The 18,375-nt window shown below is 66.0% G+C and carries 17 protein-coding genes and 1 riboswitch; of the genes, 7 read left to right on the forward strand and 10 right to left on the reverse strand.

The window, feature by feature from the left end:
* Positions 1 to 342: 342 nt before the first annotated feature.
* The 5 genes from HH308_RS19240 to HH308_RS19260 all read right to left on the reverse strand — a co-directional run bounded on the left by HH308_RS19240 (position 343) and on the right by HH308_RS19260 (position 5,300).
* Positions 343 to 1,467, reverse strand: a complete 1,125-nt coding sequence (locus tag HH308_RS19240; RefSeq protein ID WP_170195857.1) for a glycosyltransferase family 4 protein — start codon at positions 1,465 to 1,467, stop codon at positions 343 to 345.
* A 20-nt stretch (positions 1,468 to 1,487) separates the two neighbouring features.
* Positions 1,488 to 2,903, reverse strand: a complete 1,416-nt coding sequence (locus HH308_RS19245) for a hypothetical protein (protein WP_246284715.1) — start codon at positions 2,901 to 2,903, stop codon at positions 1,488 to 1,490.
* A gap of 6 nt (positions 2,904 to 2,909) precedes the next feature.
* Positions 2,910 to 3,935, reverse strand: a complete 1,026-nt coding sequence (locus tag HH308_RS19250; protein WP_170195904.1) for a C40 family peptidase — start codon at positions 3,933 to 3,935, stop codon at positions 2,910 to 2,912.
* A gap of 108 nt (positions 3,936 to 4,043) precedes the next feature.
* On the reverse strand, positions 4,044 to 4,712 hold the full coding sequence (locus HH308_RS19255) for a C40 family peptidase (protein ID WP_170195858.1): 669 nt from the start codon (positions 4,710 to 4,712) through the stop codon (positions 4,044 to 4,046).
* Positions 4,713 to 4,726: 14 nt separating this feature from the next.
* Positions 4,727 to 4,897: riboswitch (cyclic di-AMP (ydaO/yuaA leader) on the reverse strand.
* Between the two features lie 109 nt (positions 4,898 to 5,006).
* Complete coding sequence (locus HH308_RS19260) at positions 5,007 to 5,300, reverse strand: hypothetical protein (protein ID WP_170195859.1); 294 nt, start codon at positions 5,298 to 5,300, stop codon at positions 5,007 to 5,009.
* Positions 5,301 to 5,514: 214 nt separating this feature from the next.
* Between HH308_RS19260 and HH308_RS19265 the strand changes: the two genes are divergently transcribed.
* Both HH308_RS19265 and HH308_RS19270 read left to right on the forward strand, forming a co-directional pair.
* Positions 5,515 to 7,353: a DEDD exonuclease domain-containing protein gene (locus tag HH308_RS19265; RefSeq protein ID WP_246284716.1), complete on the forward strand. Its 1,839-nt coding sequence runs from the start codon at positions 5,515 to 5,517 to the stop codon at positions 7,351 to 7,353.
* Positions 7,354 to 7,358: 5 nt separating this feature from the next.
* Complete coding sequence (locus HH308_RS19270) at positions 7,359 to 7,634, forward strand: Lrp/AsnC family transcriptional regulator (RefSeq protein WP_170195860.1); 276 nt, start codon at positions 7,359 to 7,361, stop codon at positions 7,632 to 7,634.
* A gap of 33 nt (positions 7,635 to 7,667) precedes the next feature.
* On the opposite strand, the gene trpD is transcribed toward HH308_RS19270, so the two are convergent.
* Positions 7,668 to 8,726: an anthranilate phosphoribosyltransferase gene (gene trpD / locus HH308_RS19275; RefSeq protein WP_376767238.1), complete on the reverse strand. Its 1,059-nt coding sequence runs from the start codon at positions 8,724 to 8,726 to the stop codon at positions 7,668 to 7,670.
* Positions 8,727 to 8,942: 216 nt separating this feature from the next.
* On the opposite strand from trpD, the gene ctaE reads away from it, so the two are divergent.
* From ctaE to qcrB, 4 genes are all read left to right on the forward strand, one after another.
* A complete protein-coding gene (ctaE, locus tag HH308_RS19280) occupies positions 8,943 to 9,554 on the forward strand; it encodes an aa3-type cytochrome oxidase subunit III (protein WP_312870719.1) in 612 nt (203 codons plus the stop codon).
* 62 nt (positions 9,555 to 9,616) lie between these two features.
* Positions 9,617 to 10,555: a cytochrome bc1 complex diheme cytochrome c subunit gene (qcrC, locus tag HH308_RS19285; protein WP_170195862.1), complete on the forward strand. Its 939-nt coding sequence runs from the start codon at positions 9,617 to 9,619 to the stop codon at positions 10,553 to 10,555.
* Positions 10,552 to 11,709, forward strand: a complete 1,158-nt coding sequence (gene qcrA, locus HH308_RS19290) for a cytochrome bc1 complex Rieske iron-sulfur subunit (RefSeq protein ID WP_170195863.1) — start codon at positions 10,552 to 10,554, stop codon at positions 11,707 to 11,709. The genes qcrC and qcrA overlap by 4 nt, the downstream gene beginning before the upstream one ends.
* Complete coding sequence (gene qcrB / locus HH308_RS19295; RefSeq protein ID WP_170195864.1) at positions 11,706 to 13,367, forward strand: cytochrome bc1 complex cytochrome b subunit; 1,662 nt, start codon at positions 11,706 to 11,708, stop codon at positions 13,365 to 13,367. Before qcrA ends, qcrB begins: the two co-directional genes overlap by 4 nt.
* Positions 13,368 to 13,434: 67 nt before the next feature.
* Here qcrB and HH308_RS19300 read toward each other — a convergent pair whose 3' ends face one another.
* Genes HH308_RS19300 through ctaC form a run of 4 tightly spaced genes read right to left on the reverse strand, consistent with a single transcriptional unit; the run spans position 13,435 to position 16,051 of the window.
* Complete coding sequence (locus tag HH308_RS19300; protein WP_170195865.1) at positions 13,435 to 13,899, reverse strand: SRPBCC domain-containing protein; 465 nt, start codon at positions 13,897 to 13,899, stop codon at positions 13,435 to 13,437.
* A 7-nt stretch (positions 13,900 to 13,906) separates the two neighbouring features.
* Entirely contained in the window at positions 13,907 to 14,494 is a 588-nt protein-coding gene (locus tag HH308_RS19305) for a GNAT family N-acetyltransferase (RefSeq protein WP_312870721.1), read from the reverse strand.
* An 18-nt stretch (positions 14,495 to 14,512) separates the two neighbouring features.
* Positions 14,513 to 14,929 (reverse strand): cytochrome c oxidase subunit 4, encoded by a 417-nt coding sequence (locus HH308_RS19310; RefSeq protein WP_170195866.1) that lies wholly within the window; start codon positions 14,927 to 14,929, stop codon positions 14,513 to 14,515.
* A 3-nt stretch (positions 14,930 to 14,932) separates the two neighbouring features.
* The gene (gene ctaC / locus HH308_RS19315; protein ID WP_170195867.1) at positions 14,933 to 16,051 is read right to left on the reverse strand and encodes an aa3-type cytochrome oxidase subunit II; all 1,119 of its coding nucleotides are present in this window, start codon (positions 16,049 to 16,051) and stop codon (positions 14,933 to 14,935) included.
* Positions 16,052 to 16,275: 224 nt separating this feature from the next.
* Between ctaC and asnB the strand changes: the two genes are divergently transcribed.
* A complete protein-coding gene (asnB, locus tag HH308_RS19320; protein WP_170195868.1) occupies positions 16,276 to 18,201 on the forward strand; it encodes an asparagine synthase (glutamine-hydrolyzing) in 1,926 nt (641 codons plus the stop codon).
* Positions 18,202 to 18,375: the final 174 nt, after the last annotated feature.

An 18,375-nucleotide genomic window follows, 5' to 3' on the forward strand; every position in this document is an offset into this window, starting at 1 on the left:
CGACCCGAAAACAATTGCGTCACCGTAGTTTCGACTCGGCTTCGCCCCGCTCAACCAGCAGGGCGGCGGGCGGCCGTCCGTATATCCAGGCCGAGTGCCAAACCCACCCCGCTCCCCGAGTGCCGAAGCGAGCTTGCCGTCCGTATATCCGGGCCAACTGCCAAACCCACCCCCGCTCCCCGAGTGCCGAAGCGAGCTTGCGAGCTTCGGTGTATCGAGGGGCCGGCGATCCGAAATCGATTGCGTCACCATGGTTTCGACTCGGCTTCGCCTCGCTCAACCAGCAAGGCGGCGGGCGGCCGTCGGCGTATCCGGGCCAACTGCCAAACCCAGCCGCTGCGCCTACAACAGTTCGCGCAACCTCGCCGCGATCTGCGCCCAACGCCACTGTCCCACGATCCATTCGCGGCCCGCGGCGCCCATGGCGCGCGCACGGTCGCGGTCGGACAGGATGTCCACCACGCCCGCTGCCACCGCGTTCGCCGAGCGGCCGTCTACCACCAGTCCGGTCTGCCCCTCGCGTACGGTTTCCGGTGCGCCGCCGGACATTCCGGCGACGACCGGCACACCAGACGCCGACGCCTCCAGGTACACGATCCCCAGTCCCTCGACGTCGAGTCCCTTTCCGCGGGTGCGCGATGGCATCGCGAAGACGTCGGCGACGTTGTGGTAAGCCGCCAACTCGTCGGCCGGCACCGACCCGGTGAAGACGATGTGTTCGCTGACCGGCGACGCCGCAGCCATCTCCCGCAGCGTGTCGCCGTACGGCCCGCCGCCGACGATGACCAGCGTCGCGTCGGCGATCTGCTCCCGGATGGCGGGCAGCGCCTCGATCAGCACGTCCTGCCCCTTGCGTGGCACCAACCGGGACAGGCAGAGCACCACCGGCTTGTCGCCGAGATCGTGGCGCTCCCGAAGCCGCTGCCGCGCAACGGGATCCGGGCTGAATCGGTCGGTGTCGACGCCGGGCGGCAAGTACTCCAGCGACGCGTCTGCGCCGAACGCGGCGGCGAATCGACCACGCGTGTACTTGCTGACGAAAGTCACGACGTCGGTGTGGTGGCCGATGACGCGTAACACCTGACGCGCGATCGGCAGCATCGACCACCCCACCTCATGACCGTGCGTCGAGGCGATGACTCGGCGGGCGCCGGCCCGCCGCACCGACGGCGCCAGCACGGCCAGTGGTGCCGCCGCGCCGAACCAGACGGTGTCGATGTCGTGCTCACGCACCAGTCGCGCAGCGCGGCGAGCCACGAACGGCGTCGGCAGCATCAGCGTGGTGCGGTGGCGCACAACGGTATACGGCGCGCGCGCGTCGAACTCATCGTGACTGGACCCGCGCCACCGCGGTGCGTACACCACGACGTTCTCCGGCGGCAGCAGGTCGACCAGATTCTCCAGATACGACTGGATGCCGCCGGGTCGGGGCGGAAAGTCGTTGGTAACCAACAACGTTCGGGGCATTCGATGCCCCGACGACACCGTCACCGCACTTGCTTTCGGAGCCAGTCCTGCCACTGCGCGACGAACTGAGCACGTGAGAGCTGCAATGTGGCGACGATCGCACTGTCCTGCGCCGCAGTCTTATCCGCGCCCGCGACACCGATGTAGAGCGACTTGAGCCGATCCTGGCCGAACTTCTCGGCGACGAACGCCGCCAACGACCATGCCGACTGATAGGCCACCAGCGCGGTCTGCTGATCGACGGCGAAGTCCCGGTCGTCGGGCAGTCGCACCGGTGTCTCCCCGGCGCGCAGCTCGGCTGCGAGGTTGGGAGCCGCATCTTCGAATCGTTGGTAGGTTCCCTTACGGCCCACGTATTCGGGCACGCCTTCGGTGATCCACAGCGGCGCGCCGGGGACGGTGACGCCGCGTACCGCGACGTGGGTCAGCTCGTGCCGCAGGACCACCGCGAGTGCCGGCGCGGGGAGCGCTCGCGCGTTGGGAGTCAATACGACGCGCTGCCCCGTCGCGCTCTTCGACGCGTTGTCGAGCGTCGCGTAGACGGTGGCCGCCGCGGCCGCACCGACCTGAGCGTTGGACGCGGTCAGTCCGCTGAACTCGTCGGTAGTGCCCGTCGCGACGACGGCTGCGCGCCGCGCCCAGGCCGACCCCCAGAAGTTCGTCACCGCCACGATGGCTTGCGGTAGCTCAGCGGCGATCGTCCCGACGAACGCTTCGGTCCCGGGGTAGGACACCACCACCGACGTGCCCCCGGGGGTGGGGACATTGCGGCCCTGCAGGCCCGGATAGTTCCACAGCTGCGGCGCGGGTGCCTGGACGTCTTGCAGCACGGTCGAGTCGCCGACGATCTTCCAGTCGTCGTCGTAGCGGGCGAGCGCGAACGGCGTGTCCACCACGACGTTCGGTTCCGCGAGCCCCGGCGCCGACTCGCCGCCGAGTGCGTAGTCGAGCTTGATCGGAGCGAACCAGCTGTCCGAACTGCCCTGGTCGTCGAGGCGGGCCTGCACGGTCGCCGGCACCACGAACTCGGCGTTCGCACTACCCAGCCGGTAGTTAAAGGTCTTGTAACGCAAGACATTTCCGCGCTTCGACGGAGCCGATCGCGCCCCAACGTCGGCTGCCTCGGTCTTCAGCGCCGCTCGAAACTGCGGTGATGCGGATGCGTCGAACAGGGCGTCGAGTTTGGTCTCATCGCCCGATCTGATCGCCGCGTTCAGGTTCGCCAGGAGACGGTTGACGCCGTCGATGCGGGTCGCCTCGAAGACGTTCGGCGGTGTCGTCGACGACGATGTGCCCGACGTCGGCGTCGCGTTGTCCGACGACGAACACGCCGTCACGGTGAGGGCGGGCACCACCACGGCGATCAGTGCGGCGCGGGTGAACAACGACGGGATCCGGCCGCGGCGAATTCTGCGGCCTGTCAGGGTACGAGTCATCAAGCGCTAAGCGTACCGGCGTGCCGATTGATACGGTCCCGCCTTGTCGATCGGCACCACCTTCACTGGAACCCCGAAGGTCGAGGCGTGGATGACGTACCCGTCCCCCACGTACATCCCGACGTGGTGGGCGTCGGAATAGTAGATGATCAGGTCGCCGGGCTGCAATTGGTCTCGGCTCACCGCTTTGCCACTGGCCTGCTGAGCCTCGCTGGACCGCGGGAGCGTCTGTCCCGCCTGCTTGTAGGCCCAGACCATCAGCCCGGAGCAGTCGAACGTGTTCGGGCCGGTGGCGCCCCAGACATATGCGTCGCCGATGCGCGTCAGTGCGGCCTGCACGGCGACCAGTGCCGCCGAGGTGCCCTTGGGCACCAGCCGGGGGTCGAAGTCGAACTTCGGTCCGCGCAGCTCGGCGAGCTGCTTGCCGGTCATCGACTCGTAGATGGCGCGGATCCGAACGGCTTGCAGGTTGAGATTCGCTCGTTCCACCTGAAGTTGTCCGCGGGTCTTCTCGACCGCCGCTATTGCCGTAGTCGCGGTGGCCGCGGAATCGTCGGCGGTCTTCTTGGCCGCCAGCGTGGTGCGTCGGCTCGCTTTCAGCTTGCGCAGGTCTGCCGCCGACTGACGCGACACCAATTCCAGTCCCGACATCTGGTCGAGCAGATTCTGCGGTGAATCACTCACCAGCACGGCGTAGAGGCGGTTGATACGGGCCCCGCGATAGCTCGCCCGGACCACCTTGTTGACCCGCGCTTGCACCGCGGCCAGATTCTTCTGCGAGACGTCGAGCGTCTGCTGCGCCTTCAGCGAGGCCGCGCGCGCGACGGTGAGCGCTTTGCGCTGCTTGTCGTATTCGAGTTCGGCGTTGTGCATCGCCTCCGCGGACGTCTCCGCGTCGAGGCTCAGCTTGTTGTACTTGACCATTAGTTGATCGGCGGTCTGTGTGGGTGCTGCGTTACTCGTCGCGGCCAGCCCACCAGACATGAGTGCGGCGACGGCCAGCATCGCCACCGCCACGATGGTTCTCAGCATGCGCACTGCGCGATACTCCTCTACCCATTCATAAGACGAGTCTGGGCGGACCGCCGAAGTCCGGCGTCCGCCCATGTCTCGTCAATATCGCATGTCGAGTGGTGGTGCTCAGTAGCGGCGCACGCCGGTCAGTGCCCATTCCTTGACGACGGCCTTGCGAACCGGCACACCTTCGGTCGAGGAGTGAACGAACATGCCGTTGCCCGCGTAGATGCCTGCGTGGCTACCGCCGTTGAAGATCAACACGTCACCCGGCTTCGCGTCCTTATAGGCCACCGGGCGGCCGCCGCCGAGCTGACCGTAGGAGTCGCGCGGGATGGTCTTGCCAGCCTGCTTGTACGAGTAGTAGACCAGGCCGGAGCAGTCGAAGGCGTTGGGGCCGGCGGCGCCGTAGACGTACGGCGAACCGATCTTCGACTCGGCCGCGGCCAGGGCGCGCACGCCGGTGTCCTGACGCAGGAACGGTGCGATCTGCGCACCCGGACGGAACTGCGCCGGAATCTGATTCTGACTCAGGCCCGGAACGTTGATGGAACCGATGCCGGGAATGGCGACCTCGGCAGAACCGGGTGCCTTCTTCGCGGCGTCGTGCTTCGCATTCGGCGTGAGCAGAGCCTTGCCCAAAGCTGGGAAGTCGATCGTGTTAGTGGGCGCCGGGGCTGCCAGCGCGGAGCCTGCGGATGCGGCGAGCGAGCCGACGGCGATCGATCCAGCGATCACTGCACCCTTGGCTACCTTCGCCCCACGGCCAGGCTGCTCCAAACGATGTTTGGCCACGAAGAATGTTCTCCTTTTGGTCTCCCTACCGCCTACCGAGTTAGCTGTCGGGTTCGGGCTGGAAGATCGCCCTACGCGGCACGACGACGCGTGGTCGTCGATTCGCGACTCACCCCAATCGGACTCGCGCCCGAACAAAGTGGTTCCCCGGCTCACCCTCGCGGATGACTAAGCGGTGAAATCTGTGGACCACTTCGAGTTCGGAGCGGGACGTTCCACAAAAGTCTCAGAAAGGTTACGAAACTTTCCGGGTGAAGTCCAACGAGACGACGCAACCGAATTTCGGCCGGTCCGCTAGCCCGCGCGCAGAATCCTCAAGTGCCGTGCAGCCGCAGCGCCCTGACGTGGGGCGATCGCATTCTTTGCGGATACTGCATCTTGAGTGTTCACCATCGAAGCAGCGCTGAACACGTCGATGGCCCCGCGCAGTTCATGATCGTCGAGCGGGCCGGTGCCCACCATCACAACCGGGCCGTCTGGGCCGCCCGACGGTTCATCCGCGCTGCTCACCGGCTCGAACAGCAGCTGCATCATGCAGCCGTCACAGGCGATCTGACGCGCCGGGCAGGTCTGGCAATCGATCCTCATGATGTGATCTCCATCTCATTGATCGTTCGATCTGTCGATTCCTGGCAATTCGCCGTTCACCACCGGGCGTGCGGCGTGATCGACGCACCTGCGCTGAACTTGACCGGAGCCTAGAACGGACCACTGACAAGTCGCCGATTCCCACACGCCACACTCATCCCACGGGCCCCGCCGCGGTCGGCGTCCGTCCGCACCCGCTCGCAGGCCGACGACGATGTCAGTGGGTCGAACTAGTGTTCGCGGCGTGGAACAGCTGACCTTCACCGACAGCGACCTCCCGGAGGTCGGTATGCCGACTCACGAGTCCGCCGCCGCACGGCGGCGCAGTCGCCGTACCTCCTCGCCGACCGAGGCCGAGCTGATCGCCGCGGTCTACGGCGGGATCGACCAGCCGCTGTTCGAGACACCCCTCGTCGTCGTGGACCTGGAGACCACCGGCGGCGCCGTCACCGACGCGATCACCGAGATCGGCGCGGTGCGCATCCAGCGCGGCGAGGTCGTCGGGGAGTTCGCGACCCTCGTCGACCCGGGCCGCGACATCCCACCGCAGATCGTGACGCTCACCGGCATCACGACGGCCATGGTCACCTCCGCGCCGACGATCGCGTCTGTGCTGCCCGCGTTCGTCGAATTCGCCCGGGGCGCGGTGCTCGTGGCGCACAACGCCCGCTTCGACACCGGCTTTCTGCGCCGCGGCCTGCAGTCGCTCGATCTCGACTGGCCGTTCGCCGCGACGCTGTGCACCGTCGCGATGGCCCGCCGGATCCTGAGCCGGGACGAGGCGCCGACCGTCAAACTCGCCGCGCTGGCCGATCTGTTCGACGTCGCCACCCGCCCCACACACCGAGCACTCGATGATGCCCGGGCGACCGTCGAGGTGTTCTACCGTCTCCTCGAGCGAGTCGGCAACCGCGGCGTGCACACCTACCGGGAGCTGTTGGAATACCTACCGCGCGCCACGCCCGCTCAACGTGCGAAGCGCCACCTGGCCGCCGCACTGCCCCGACGCCCCGGCGTCTACCTGTTCCGCGGCCCCGCCGACGAGGTGCTGTATGTAGGTACCGCGGTAGATCTTCGACGCCGCGTCTCGTCGTATTTCAGCGGCGCCGAGACGCGGCCGCGGATGTCGGAGATGGTGGCCCTCGCGACTCGCGTCGACCACGTCGAGTGCGCCCATGCCCTCGAAGCGGGCGTCCGCGAACTCCGGCTCCTGGCCGCCCACACCCCGGCCTACAACCGCAGATCCAAGCAGCCGCACAAGGGCTGGTGGATCGTGCTGACCAGCGAGCGCTTCCCCCGATTGCGCGTGAGTCGCAGCCCCGATGCCGACTGCATCGGCCCCGTCGCCAATCGTGTCACCGCGCAAGCGATCGCCGACCAACTGTCATCGGCGGCCCAGTTACGCACGTGCACAACGCATTTGGGGTCGAAGACAAAACATCACTGGTGCCCGGCCGAGTCGCCCGGTGCGCGGGCTGTCGGCGGGTGCCGAGCCGCCAGTGAGGTTCCCCAGACGCTTCCCGACTACCTGCCCCGGGTCAGCGCGGTCCACGCATTGCTCATCGGCACCTCCGACGACCTCCTGTGCACGCTGCGCGACCAGATGAACGGTTACGCGGCGGCCGAGATGTTCGAGACCGCCGCGCGCCACCGCGACCGCCTCTCGGCGACGATCGACGCCCTCGCACGCTGCCAGCGCCTGCACGCGATGTGCTCGATCGCCGAACTCGTCGTCGCACGTTCCGACGGCGCACACGGTTGGGAGTTCGCCGTCGTCCGCCACGGACGGCTGGCGAACGCGGGCGTCGCCAGACGCGGTACCGCGCCGATGGCCGTCGTCGACGCGCTGGTCAGTTCGGCTCAGACGGTGACCGCCGACGCCGGGCCGCTGCATGGTGCGCCGGCCGAGGAGGCGAGCCTCATCTATCGGTGGATCACCGAGCCCGGTGCGCGGATCGTCGCGACGTCCGACGCGCTGAGTCTTCCGGCACGGGCGGCGTGTCGGTGGGAGGGATGGCTCAGCGTCGCGCGCGGCGCCCGGGCGATACGCTGAGGACCATGATCACCGCCATCGTGCTCATTGCGGCCGACGTCCACAACATCCCCGAGACCGCCCAGGCAGTCGCCGACATTCCCGGCGTCACCGAGGTGTACTCCTGCGCGGGCGACGTCGACCTGATCGCCAAGATCCGGGTGCGTGACCACGAGCAGATCGCCGACGTGGTCACCGGCAAGATCAACCGACTCGCCGGCGTCACCCACACGACCACGCACATCGCCTTCCGCAGCTACTCCAGCGCCGACACCGAGGCCGCCTTCTCGATCGGCGAGTAGGCGGCGGAGCCGGCGAAACGAGGAGTACGGCGCTCAGGCGTTCGTCAGTGCAATCCAGTCGTCGAGCAGTCTGCTCGTCGCACCGGAGTCGATGGCCTCGGCCGCACGCTGCATGCCTGACCCCAGCGCCTCGACCAGATCGGGGCCTTCCAGCGGACCGGTCTGCTCGGCGGCGACGATCGCTCCTGCCGAGTTGAGCAGCACCGCGTCGCGTACCGGCCCGGTCGCCCCGGCGAACAGATCACGAGCGACCGCGGCGTTGCGATCGGCGTCGCCACCACGCAGGGCCGACAGCTCGACGATCTCGATACCCAGATCCGCGGGGTTCACCGTGGAGGTGGTGACGACGCCGTCGACCACCTGCCACACCGTCGACGTCCCCGTCGTCGTGAGCTCGTCGAGCCCGTCGTCGCCGCGCACCACGAGTACCGAGTTGCCGCGCTCGGCGAATGTGTCGGCCAGCACCGACGTGAGATCGCCGAAAGCGCAGCCGATCAGACCGGCCCGCGGCGACGCCGGGTTGGTCAGCGGACCGAGAACGTTGAACACGGTCGGGATGCCGATCTCTTTGCGCGGCGGCCCGACGAAGCGGAACGACGGATGAAACGCCGCCGCGAAGCAGAAGCCGATCCCGAGCTCGGCCACCGACCGTTCTACCTGTGCGGCGGACTGGTCGATCTTCACTCCCAGCGCCTCGAGCACGTCGGCGCCGCCGCTCTTCGACGACGATGCGCGGTTGCCGTGTTTGACCACCGCCAGACCGCTGGCCGCGACGACCAGGGACGACATCGTCGAGATGTTCACCGTGTGCGACCGGTCCCCACCGGTGCCGACGATGTCGAGCGCCGGGCGCGTCACCTTGACCAGCGTCGCGTGCGAGAGCATCGCCTCGGCCAGCCCGCGCAGTTCGGCGGGCGCCGCGCCTTTCATCTTCACGGCAACCGCGAATGCCGCGATCTGAGCGCTGGTCGCCGAATCCGTCATGATCTCGTTCATCGCCCAGCGAGCCTGATCGACGTCGAGATCATTGCCGTCGGCCACCGATCCGAGGATCTGTGGCCAGGTGAACTGTTCAGTTGCAGAGTCGGTCACCACACAGACAGTAGTCGGCATCCGATCACCTCCCCGGTGCAGGCGCACCGACGGGCCCGCGTGGCCCGTTCTCAGCGTCGTCTCACCTGTTTTTCAGTGTCGTGACACGCCGAACGGCACTCGGCGCAGGTCTCCTACCTGGGTCTCGTCAATTTCTTCGACCAATTTCTCGACCCCGGTGGTCACCGCTTACTACGAACCGTCATACTTTCATCTGTGACTAGCGCTGCAGGTACCCAAGGAACGGCCATCACGGCGCGGGTGCACTCGCTGAACCGTCCTAATATGGTCAGCGTCGGCACGATCGTGTGGCTCTCCAGTGAGTTGATGTTCTTCGCCGGACTATTCGCGATGTATTTCGTGGCCCGAGCGAATTCCAATATCGGATGGCCGCCAGAGCCGACCGAGCTGAACCTCGGTTTGGCGATCCCCGTCACGACAGTTCTGATCCTGTCGTCGGTGACCTGCCAGATGGGCGTCTTCGCCGCCGAGCGAGGCGACGTCTTCGGCTTGCGCCGTTGGTACATCCTGACCTTCCTGATGGGCGCATTCTTCGTCGCCGGCCAGGGCTACGAGTACTCACACCTCGTCGCCGAAGGCACCACCCTGTCGTCCAGCGCCTACGGCTCGACGTTCTACATGGCGACCGGCTTCCACGGCATGCACGTCATCGGTGGTCTGGTGGCGTTCGTCTTCCTGCTGATCCGCACCAAGCTTTCGAAGTTCACCCCGGCCCAGGCGACCGCGGCGATCGTCGTGTCCTACTACTGGCACTTCGTCGACATCGTCTGGATCGGCCTGTTCGTCACGATCTACTTCATCCGCTGACGAACCACCCCACGACTTTCAGCCCGATAGTTTTCAAAATCCGTCCGCATAGAGAGACACAGATGAGCTCATCTCCACCGCGACTGTCGGATGACGCGACCGACACCGACCGAGACACTCGGCCCGCTCGCAACGCTCCCGGCGCCGGTCAGGCTGCGCGCAGCGCCCGCTCGCGCCGCAAACTGCGTCGGCGAGCCAGCGGCGTGATGCTGTTGATGCTCGGCCTGGTGGCCGCAGGCGTCATCGCCTCGCTCCTGACTCCCAAGCCGCAGGTCGCCACTGCCGACCCGTCCAACGCGTCACTGATCTCCGATGGCAAGAAGCTGTACGACACCTCGTGCATCACCTGCCACGGCGCCAACCTGCAGGGCGTCACCGACCGCGGTCCGTCTCTCATCGGAGTCGGCGATGCCGCGGTCTACTTCCAGGTGTCCACCGGCCGCATGCCCGCAGCGCGTGGCGAGGCACAGGCGCAGCGCAAGCCGGAGAAGTTCACCGCGGCTCAGATCGAGCAGCTCGGCGCATACATCCAGTCGCAGGGCGGTGGCCCGAAGGTCTACCCCGAACGCAACCCCGACGGATCGGTCAAGCACGACAAGAACGGCGTCGTCGTTCTCGCACAGGAAAGCCTGCGCGGCGAGAACCTCGGTCGCGGCAGCGAGCTCTTCCGTCTCAACTGCGCGTCGTGCCACAACTTCACCGGTCGTGGCGGTGCGCTGTCGTCGGGCAAGTACGCTCCGCCGCTCGACGCACCGAACGAGCAACAGCTGTACACCGCGATGCTCACCGGCCCGCAGAACATGCCGAAGTTCTCCAACCGTCAGCTGTCGCTGGAGGAGAAGAAGGACATCATCGGCTTCGTCAAGTACGTCACCGAATCGCAGCCGCAGGGCGGTTTCGCACTCGGTGGTTTCGGACCTGTCTCTGAGGGCATGGTCATGTGGGTGGTCGGCGTCGGAGCGATCGTCGCCTTCGCAATGTGGATGGGATCACGTTCATGAGTGCAAACGACAAGGACACGCCGTCCAACGAAGAACTCGAGCAGATGTCGAACGACGAACTCGTCAAACTCGGCCTCAACCTCGACGGCGTCGAAGTTCTGCATCGCGAGCCGCGTTTCCCCGAGCCGGGTACCAAGGCAGAGAAGCGCGCCGAACGGACCGTCGCGTTCTGGTTCGCCCTGGCCGGTGTCTCGGCCATCGCCTGCTTCATCATCTTCATCTGGAACCACTGGCAGTTCGCACTGCCCGGCGATGACAACTACTGGCGCTACACGCTGAACACGCCGCTGCTGGGCATCACCTTCGGCTTGGCGATCCTGTCCATCGGTATCGGCGTGGTGCAGTTCACCAAGCGCTTCATTCCCGCAGAGATCGCGGTGCAGGATCGTCACGACGGCGGGTCCAAAGAGGTCGACAAGAAGACCACGGCCGCACTGCTGGGCAACTCGCTGGAGACCTCGACCCTCCCCCGCCGCAAGATGATCCTCGGATCGGCTGCGTTCGGCCTGGGTGCGTTCGCTCTCACCGGACTGGTCGCGGCCCTCGGCGGCATCATCAAGAACCCGTGGGCGCTGCGCGACAAGGCACCGCTGTGGCACACCGGCTGGTCGCCGATCTACAACCCGCCGGAGCTGCCCAACGAGACCGTGTTCCTTCGTCGCGACACCGGCAACCCCTACCAGGTTGCTCTCGTCCGTCCTGAGGATCTCGACGCGGGCGGCATGGAGACCGTCTTCCCGTGGCGCGTCTCCGACGGCAAGGGCGAGACCGAGGAATCGCGGGAGAAGCTGCTCTTCGGTCTGCGCTACGTGAGCAACCCGGTGATGCTGATTCGCCTGCGTCCCGAGGACGCGGCCCGCGCGGTCAAGCGCAAGAATCAGGAGAGCTTCAACTACGGCGACTACTTCGCCTACACCAAGGTCTGCAGTCACCTCGGCTGCCCGACCTCACTGTATGAGCAGCAGACCAATCGAATCCTGTGCCCGTGCCACCAGTCGCAGTTCGATGCTCTGCACTACGCCAAGCCGGTCTTCGGGCCCGCTGCGCGCGCGCTGGCCCAGCTGCCGATCACAGTGAATAATCAGGGGTATCTGGTCGCTGCCGGCGACTTCATCGAGCCCGTCGGACCGGCATTCTGGGAGCGCAAGTCATGAGCCGTATTGCCACTCAGGCAGAAGAAGTCGATTCGCGGTATCACCTCGCCGCCGGAATGCGGCGCCAGATCAACAAGGTCTTCCCGACGCACTGGTCGTTCCTGCTCGGTGAGGTCGCGCTCTACGCCTTTGTGATCCTGCTGCTCTCGGGTGTGTACCTCACCCTGTTCTTCGACCCGTCGATGAGCGAGGTCACCTACCACGGTGCCTATCAGCCGCTCAACGGCGTGATGATGACCAAGGCCTACGAGACCACCCTGAACATCTCGTTCGAGGTGCGTGGCGGCCTGTTCGTGCGCCAGATCCACCACTGGGCCGCGCTGCTGTTCGCCGCGGCGATCATCATTCACATGCTGCGCATCTTCTTCACCGGTGCGTTCCGACGTCCCCGCGAGGCCAACTGGATCATCGGCTGCCTGCTGCTGATCCTGGCGATGTTCGAAGGCTTCTTCGGCTACTCGCTGCCCGACGACCTGCTGTCCGGCACCGGCGTGCGCGCCGCGATGAGCGGCATCGTCCTCGGAATTCCGCTGATCGGTACCTGGATTCACTGGGCGCTGTTCGGTGGGCAGTTCCCCGGCGACATCATCATCCCGCGCATGTACGTGATCCACATCCTGCTGTTCCCGGGCATCATCCTGGCTCTGATCGGCGCGCACCTCGCGCTGGTCTGGTACCAGAAGCACACCCAGTTCCCCGGCCCCGGCCGCACCGAGAAGAACGTCGTCGGCGTGCGCATCATGCCGGTGTTCGCGACCAAGGCCGGCGCCTTCTTCGCGATCGTGTTCGGCATCCTGGCGATCATGGCGGGCATCTTCCAGATCAACCCCGTCTGGGTGCTCGGCCCGTACAACCCGGCGCACGTGTCGGCCGGTTCGCAGCCTGACATCTACATGATGTGGACCGACGGTCTGGCCCGTTTGATGCCGGCCTGGGAGCTCTACCTGGGCAACTACACGATTCCCGCGATCTTCTGGGTGGTCGTGATCATCACGATCATGTTCACGCTGATGTTCGCCTACCCGTGGATCGAGAAGCGCCTCACCGGTGACGACGCGCACCACAACCTGTTGCAGCGTCCGCGCGACGTTCCGGTCCGCACCGGCCTGGGCGCCATGGCCGTGTCGTTCTACGTGATCCTCACGCTCTCGTGCATGAACGACATCATCGCGCTGAAGTTCCACGTGTCCCTCAACGCGACCACTTGGATGGGCCGCATCGGCCTGATCGTGATCCCGCCGCTGGCGTACTTCATCGCCTACCGCTGGGCACTGTCGCTGCAGCGCAGCGACCGCGCGGTGCTGGAGCACGGCATCGAGACCGGCATCATCAAGCGGCTGCCGCAGGGTGAATACATCGAGATCCATCAGCCGCTGGGGCCGGTCGACAGCCACGGGCACCCGATTCCGCTCCCCTACGAGGGCGCGGCTCTGCCGAAGCGAATGAACAAGCTCGGCTCCGCCGGTTCGCCGGGTACCGGCTCGCTGATGGTCGCCGATCCTCCGGATCAGCAGGAGCTCAACTCCCATCACGTCGAGGAACATCGACGGGACGAGGCGAGGGTCCTGCGCGAGCTGCAGGCGATCGGTGGGAACCCGCTCGATCCGCAGACTCCGGCATCGGACGACGGGACGACCAGTCTGCAGAAGAACGACTGATCCGGCACTTCCACGGCAACGGGCCGCGGCGCGAACTGCGCCGCGGCCCGTTGCTTTCGTCTCTCCCCTACCCCGTGACGAACTTCGCGAGCTGCGCGAGCGACGACGCCATGCCCAGCGCGTGGTCGGAATCGTCGATGCCGGGCGGAACATCGCTCGCCACGATGTCCACTCGCGTGCCGCCCACGTCAGGTCTCAGGTTCCAGGTCATCGTCATCGCGCCCGCGAAGGCGGGGTCGTCGGAGACGAACACCGACCGCCACCCGATCCGGCGGTCGGGCACCAGCTCGACGACGTCAGAGCACACCTCATCGGAGTCGGGCGTCGACTTGCCCTGTCCCCCACCGGATTCGACGAAGGTCAGCGTGAGGCACAGCTGCCCGCCCAGTACGGCGTCGTAATGCGTTACCCGACAGGTCATTCCGCTCGGCGGCAGCCACACCTCAAGGGCGCCGGGATCGGTCAGTGCCGCGAAGATCTTCGACGCCGGGGCTGCGATGCTTCTCGACGCCCGATCCTCCCGCCCGGCCATCGTCGCCTCACCAGAGCGGGCCGGCGCGCCAATCACACGCCAGGCTGCCGCTGAGGTCGATTACGCCCGCACCCCACACCATGACCGACCCGACGTCGCCCGGCGTCGTACGGTAGCCCTCAGGCGCCAAGACACCGAGTTCGCCGGACCAGACACGCCAGCCCCGACGCCGGTACAGTCCCGCGCCCTGTTCCGAGGCGCTCAGCGCCCCGAGGTCGTAGGCTCCGGCGATCACAGTTTCGATCGCAGCCATCACCGCTCCCCCGATGCCGCGGCGTCCCTGATCGGGATGTACCGCAACGGCTTCGACATACCCGGCACGCAACGGCCGACCGTCGACGAGCAGCTGCCGCTGTACCACCGACGCATGCCCGACGACGCCGCGCGCGCCGTCGTCGACGATGACGTGGATTCCGCCGAGCGCATGGTCGAAGTCGGCATCGTCGAAGTCGCCGCGGAAGGCGATGTCCATCAATTCGCGGATCGCCCGGCGCTGCTCCGACGACAGCTCCCAGGTATGCCGAAGGATCGGGTCCAGACAACACAACAGCCGCTCCCCCGTCTGGGGAGCGGCTGTCGCGAATTGTTCTGACACGTCGGTCAGTGTGTCACGTCAGTGCTTCTCGGGACCCACGTGGTACTCGAAGACCAACCCACCCGCGGAGAAGATGACGAAGCAGGCGCCGGGGATCACGATGAACCAGTTGCCCATCGCGAAGCCGACCGCGAAGAACGCGGCGGACAGCGCGAGCAGCAGCGGCCACCAGCTACCGGGGCTGAAGAAGCCCAGTTCGCCTGCGCCGTCTTCGATTTCGGCCTCTTCGTAGTCTTCCGGGCGGATTTCGACGCGGCGCGCGACGAATCGGAAGTAGGTTCCGGAGATCAGCGTCAGACCGCCGGTGAAGAACAATGCGGTGACGCCTGCCCACTCGGTGCCCTTGCTGGCAAGGGTGGTGGCGACCGCGTAGATGATCCCGCAGAGGAAGAAGAATCCGGTCAGGAGCTCAAAGAGCCGCGCTTCGATTTTCATCGGTTACACCTCGGGTGTGCAGTTGGCGAGCTTGGTGTTGGAGGGATCGCCGATGTCCTTGGGCGTCTTCCCCGCTTCGGAGCGTCGCGTGTCGAACGGAACGGTCGTCACCGACACCGGCTGCTGGCAGATCGCCGCGAGTGCCTGAGCGTTGGTGGCGGTCTTGTGGCTCGCCCGATAGGCGATGTAGCGGTCGAAGTCCGCGGGGCTGACCGCGCGCACCTCGAAGTTCATCATCGAGTGGTACGTGCCGCACATCTCCGCACACCGCCCGACGAATGCGCCTTCCTTGTCGACCGAGCTGATCTGGAAGCTGGAGTCGCTGTGGTTCTGCTTGGGGAACGGCATCACGTCACGCTTGAACAGAAACTCGGGGACCCAGAACGAGTGGATGACGTCGGCGGAGGCGATGTCGAACTCGATGCGCTTGCCGGTCGGCAGCACCAGCACGGGGATCTCCGACGACGAGCCGACCGTTTCGATGGTGCTGAAGTGCAGGTAGTCGCGGATGTCGTCGGAACGACCGTCGGCGGGCAGCGGGATCTCCTTGCCGTCCTTCGATTCGACGGAGTTCTGCAGGTCGAACGGACTGCCGACGCCGCGGGAGTAGCTGACCTTCTGCCCGTCCGGGCCGACGACCTCGCGGTAGCCGAACTTCCAGTTCCACTGGAACGCCGAGACGTCGACGACGACCGACGGATTGTCCGTCTTGGCCTCGACGTTGTTCTGCACGATGACGGTGAAGTAGAACAGCACCGCGATGATGAGGAACGGCACAGCCGTCAGAGTGAGCTCGATCGGTACGTTGTAGGCGGTCTGACGGGGGAACGTCTCGCCACCTTCCTTGGCGCGGTGGAACGTGATGGTCCAGAAGATCGCCAGCCACACCAGCAGGCCGACGACGAGACAGGCGATAACCGACCATGTCCACAAATTGCCCATGTCTTTGGCCTGGGGAGTGATGCCTTCCGGCCACCCGAAACGCATGGCGTCACGAGCATCACATCCCGACATCAACAGGGCGCCGACACCAAGCGCGGCTACTGCCCCGATCCGCTTGACCGCGCGTGACCTGCTAGCGACGCCACGCACCGGTGCCATTCCACCGTGAGTCAATTTCATGCCTTCCTGCCTGCTCGGACGGTACTTTTGCGACTCGTCGTACCGACCGAATCCCACGCATAACGACTGCACGGGCTCGACCGAATCGAACCCATTACTACGCAGCGTAGACCAAACGCCCGCGCAATTCGTGATTGGGGTTGAAGTCGTGGCTGGCGAGTCCGGTACGGCATACTCGTCGGGGCAAGGTTTGCTGGGATTTCTTTCGAAACGAGGGTGTCAACGTGTGCGGATTGCTCGGTCTTCTGACTCCGGACGGCAGCGCGGCGGGCGTGGCCGAACGAGTTGCCGCGGCATCGGTGTGCATGCGCCACCGCGGCCCGGACGAGCCGGGCACCTGGCACGACGACGACGTCGTGTTCGGCTTCAACCGCCTGTCGATCATCGATATCGAGCATTCGCATCAACCGCTGCGGTGGGGGCCGCCGGAGTCGCCCGACCGCTACGCCATGGTCTTCAACGGCGAGATCTACAACTATCTGGAGATCCGCGAAGAACTGAAGACTTCCGTCGGTGCAGAGTTCCGCACCGAGGGCGACGGTGAGGCGATCGTCGCGTCGTTCCACCACTGGGGCCCCGACGCGGTACGCCGCCTGCGCGGAATGTTCGCATTCGCGATCTGGGACACCGCCGAATCGACGCTGTTCATCGCTCGCGACTCGTTCGGCATCAAGCCGCTGTTCATCGCGACCGGCCCCGGCGGTACGGCGTTCGGCAGTGAGAAGAAGAGCATCCTCGAACTGCTCGATGTACTGCAGCTCGGCGCGGGCCTCGACGCCCGGGCCACCGAGCACTACACCGTTCTGCAGTACGTTCCCGAGCCGGAGACGCTGCACGCGTCGATCCGTCGCCTGGAGTCGGGCTGCTACGCCACCTTGCGCCCCGGCGAGGCGCCCAAGGTCACTCGCTACTTCACTCCCAAGTTTCCGGTGGTCCCGTTCACCGACGCGACTAGGCAGAAGCGCTACGACGAGATCGCCGATGCTCTGCGGGATTCGGTCGCCAAGCACATGCGAGCTGACGTCACCGTCGCCTCATTCCTCTCCGGCGGCATCGATTCGACCGCTGTCGCGGCCCTCGCCAAGCAGATCAACCCGGACCTGATCACCATCACCACCGGTTTCGAGCGCGACGGTTACTCCGAGATCGACGTCGCAGCCGAGTCCGCCGAAGCCATCGGCGCGAAACACGTCATCAAGGTGGTCTCGCCGGAGGAGTTCATCAACGCGATCCCGGAGATCGTCTGGTACCTCGACGACCCGGTCGCCGACCCGGCGCTCGTGCCGCTGTACTTCCTCGCCAAGGAGGCACGCAAACACGTGAAGGTGGTGCTGTCCGGCGAGGGCGCCGACGAGTTGTTCGGCGGATACACCATCTACAAGGAACCGCTGTCCCTCGGCGCGTTCGACAAGATGCCGAAGTCGTTGCGTCGCATGGCCGGTCGCGTCTCCGACCGCATCCCCGAGGGCACCCGGGGCAAGAGCCTGCTGCACCGGGGGTCGCTGACGCTGGAGGAGCGCTACTACGGCAACGCCCGCAGCTTCGACGACGCGCGGTTGCGCGCGGTGCTGCGCGACTACCGCCCGGAGTGGACGCACACCGACGTCACCGCCCCGATCTACGCGCAGAGCGTCGGTTGGGATCCGGTCGCGCGGATGCAGCACATCGACCTGTTCACCTGGTTGCGCGGCGACATCCTCGTCAAGGCCGACAAGATCACGATGGCCAACTCGCTGGAACTGCGTGTTCCGTTCCTCGACGCCGAGGTGTTCAAGGTCGCCGAGCGGCTACCGGTCGACGAGAAGATCGCCCACGGCACAACGAAATACGCGCTGCGCAAGGCACTGGAGCAGATCGTGCCCGCGCACGTGCTGCATCGCCGCAAGTTGGGCTTCCCGGTGCCAATCCGCCACTGGCTCGCCGGCCCGGAGATGTTCGACTGGGCACACGAGACCATCGAGCATTCGCAGACCGACCACATCTTCGACAAAGATGCGGTGATCTCCATGCTCAACGAGCACCGCGAGGGCGTGGTCGACAACAGCCGACGACTGTGGACAATCCTGATCTACATGATCTGGCACGGAATCTTCGTGGAGAAGACCATCGTCCCGAACATCGAGGATCACCACTACCCGGTGCGGTTGTAGGGCCGCGGTTGTCGGCGCGCGGTTGTAGGGGCGCAGCCGACGGCCAGTCGCGCAGTACGGACGCGACGCAACGGCCCCCCGCGCAGTACGGACGCGACGCAACGGCCCCTCGCGGGCCCCGACACTCCCCCCGCTCACCGAGTGCCGAAGCGAGCTCGCGAGCTTCGGTGTAAC

Source organism: Gordonia asplenii (assembly GCF_012933505.1).
GTDB classification, from domain to species: Bacteria; Actinomycetota; Actinomycetes; order Mycobacteriales; family Mycobacteriaceae; genus Gordonia; species Gordonia asplenii.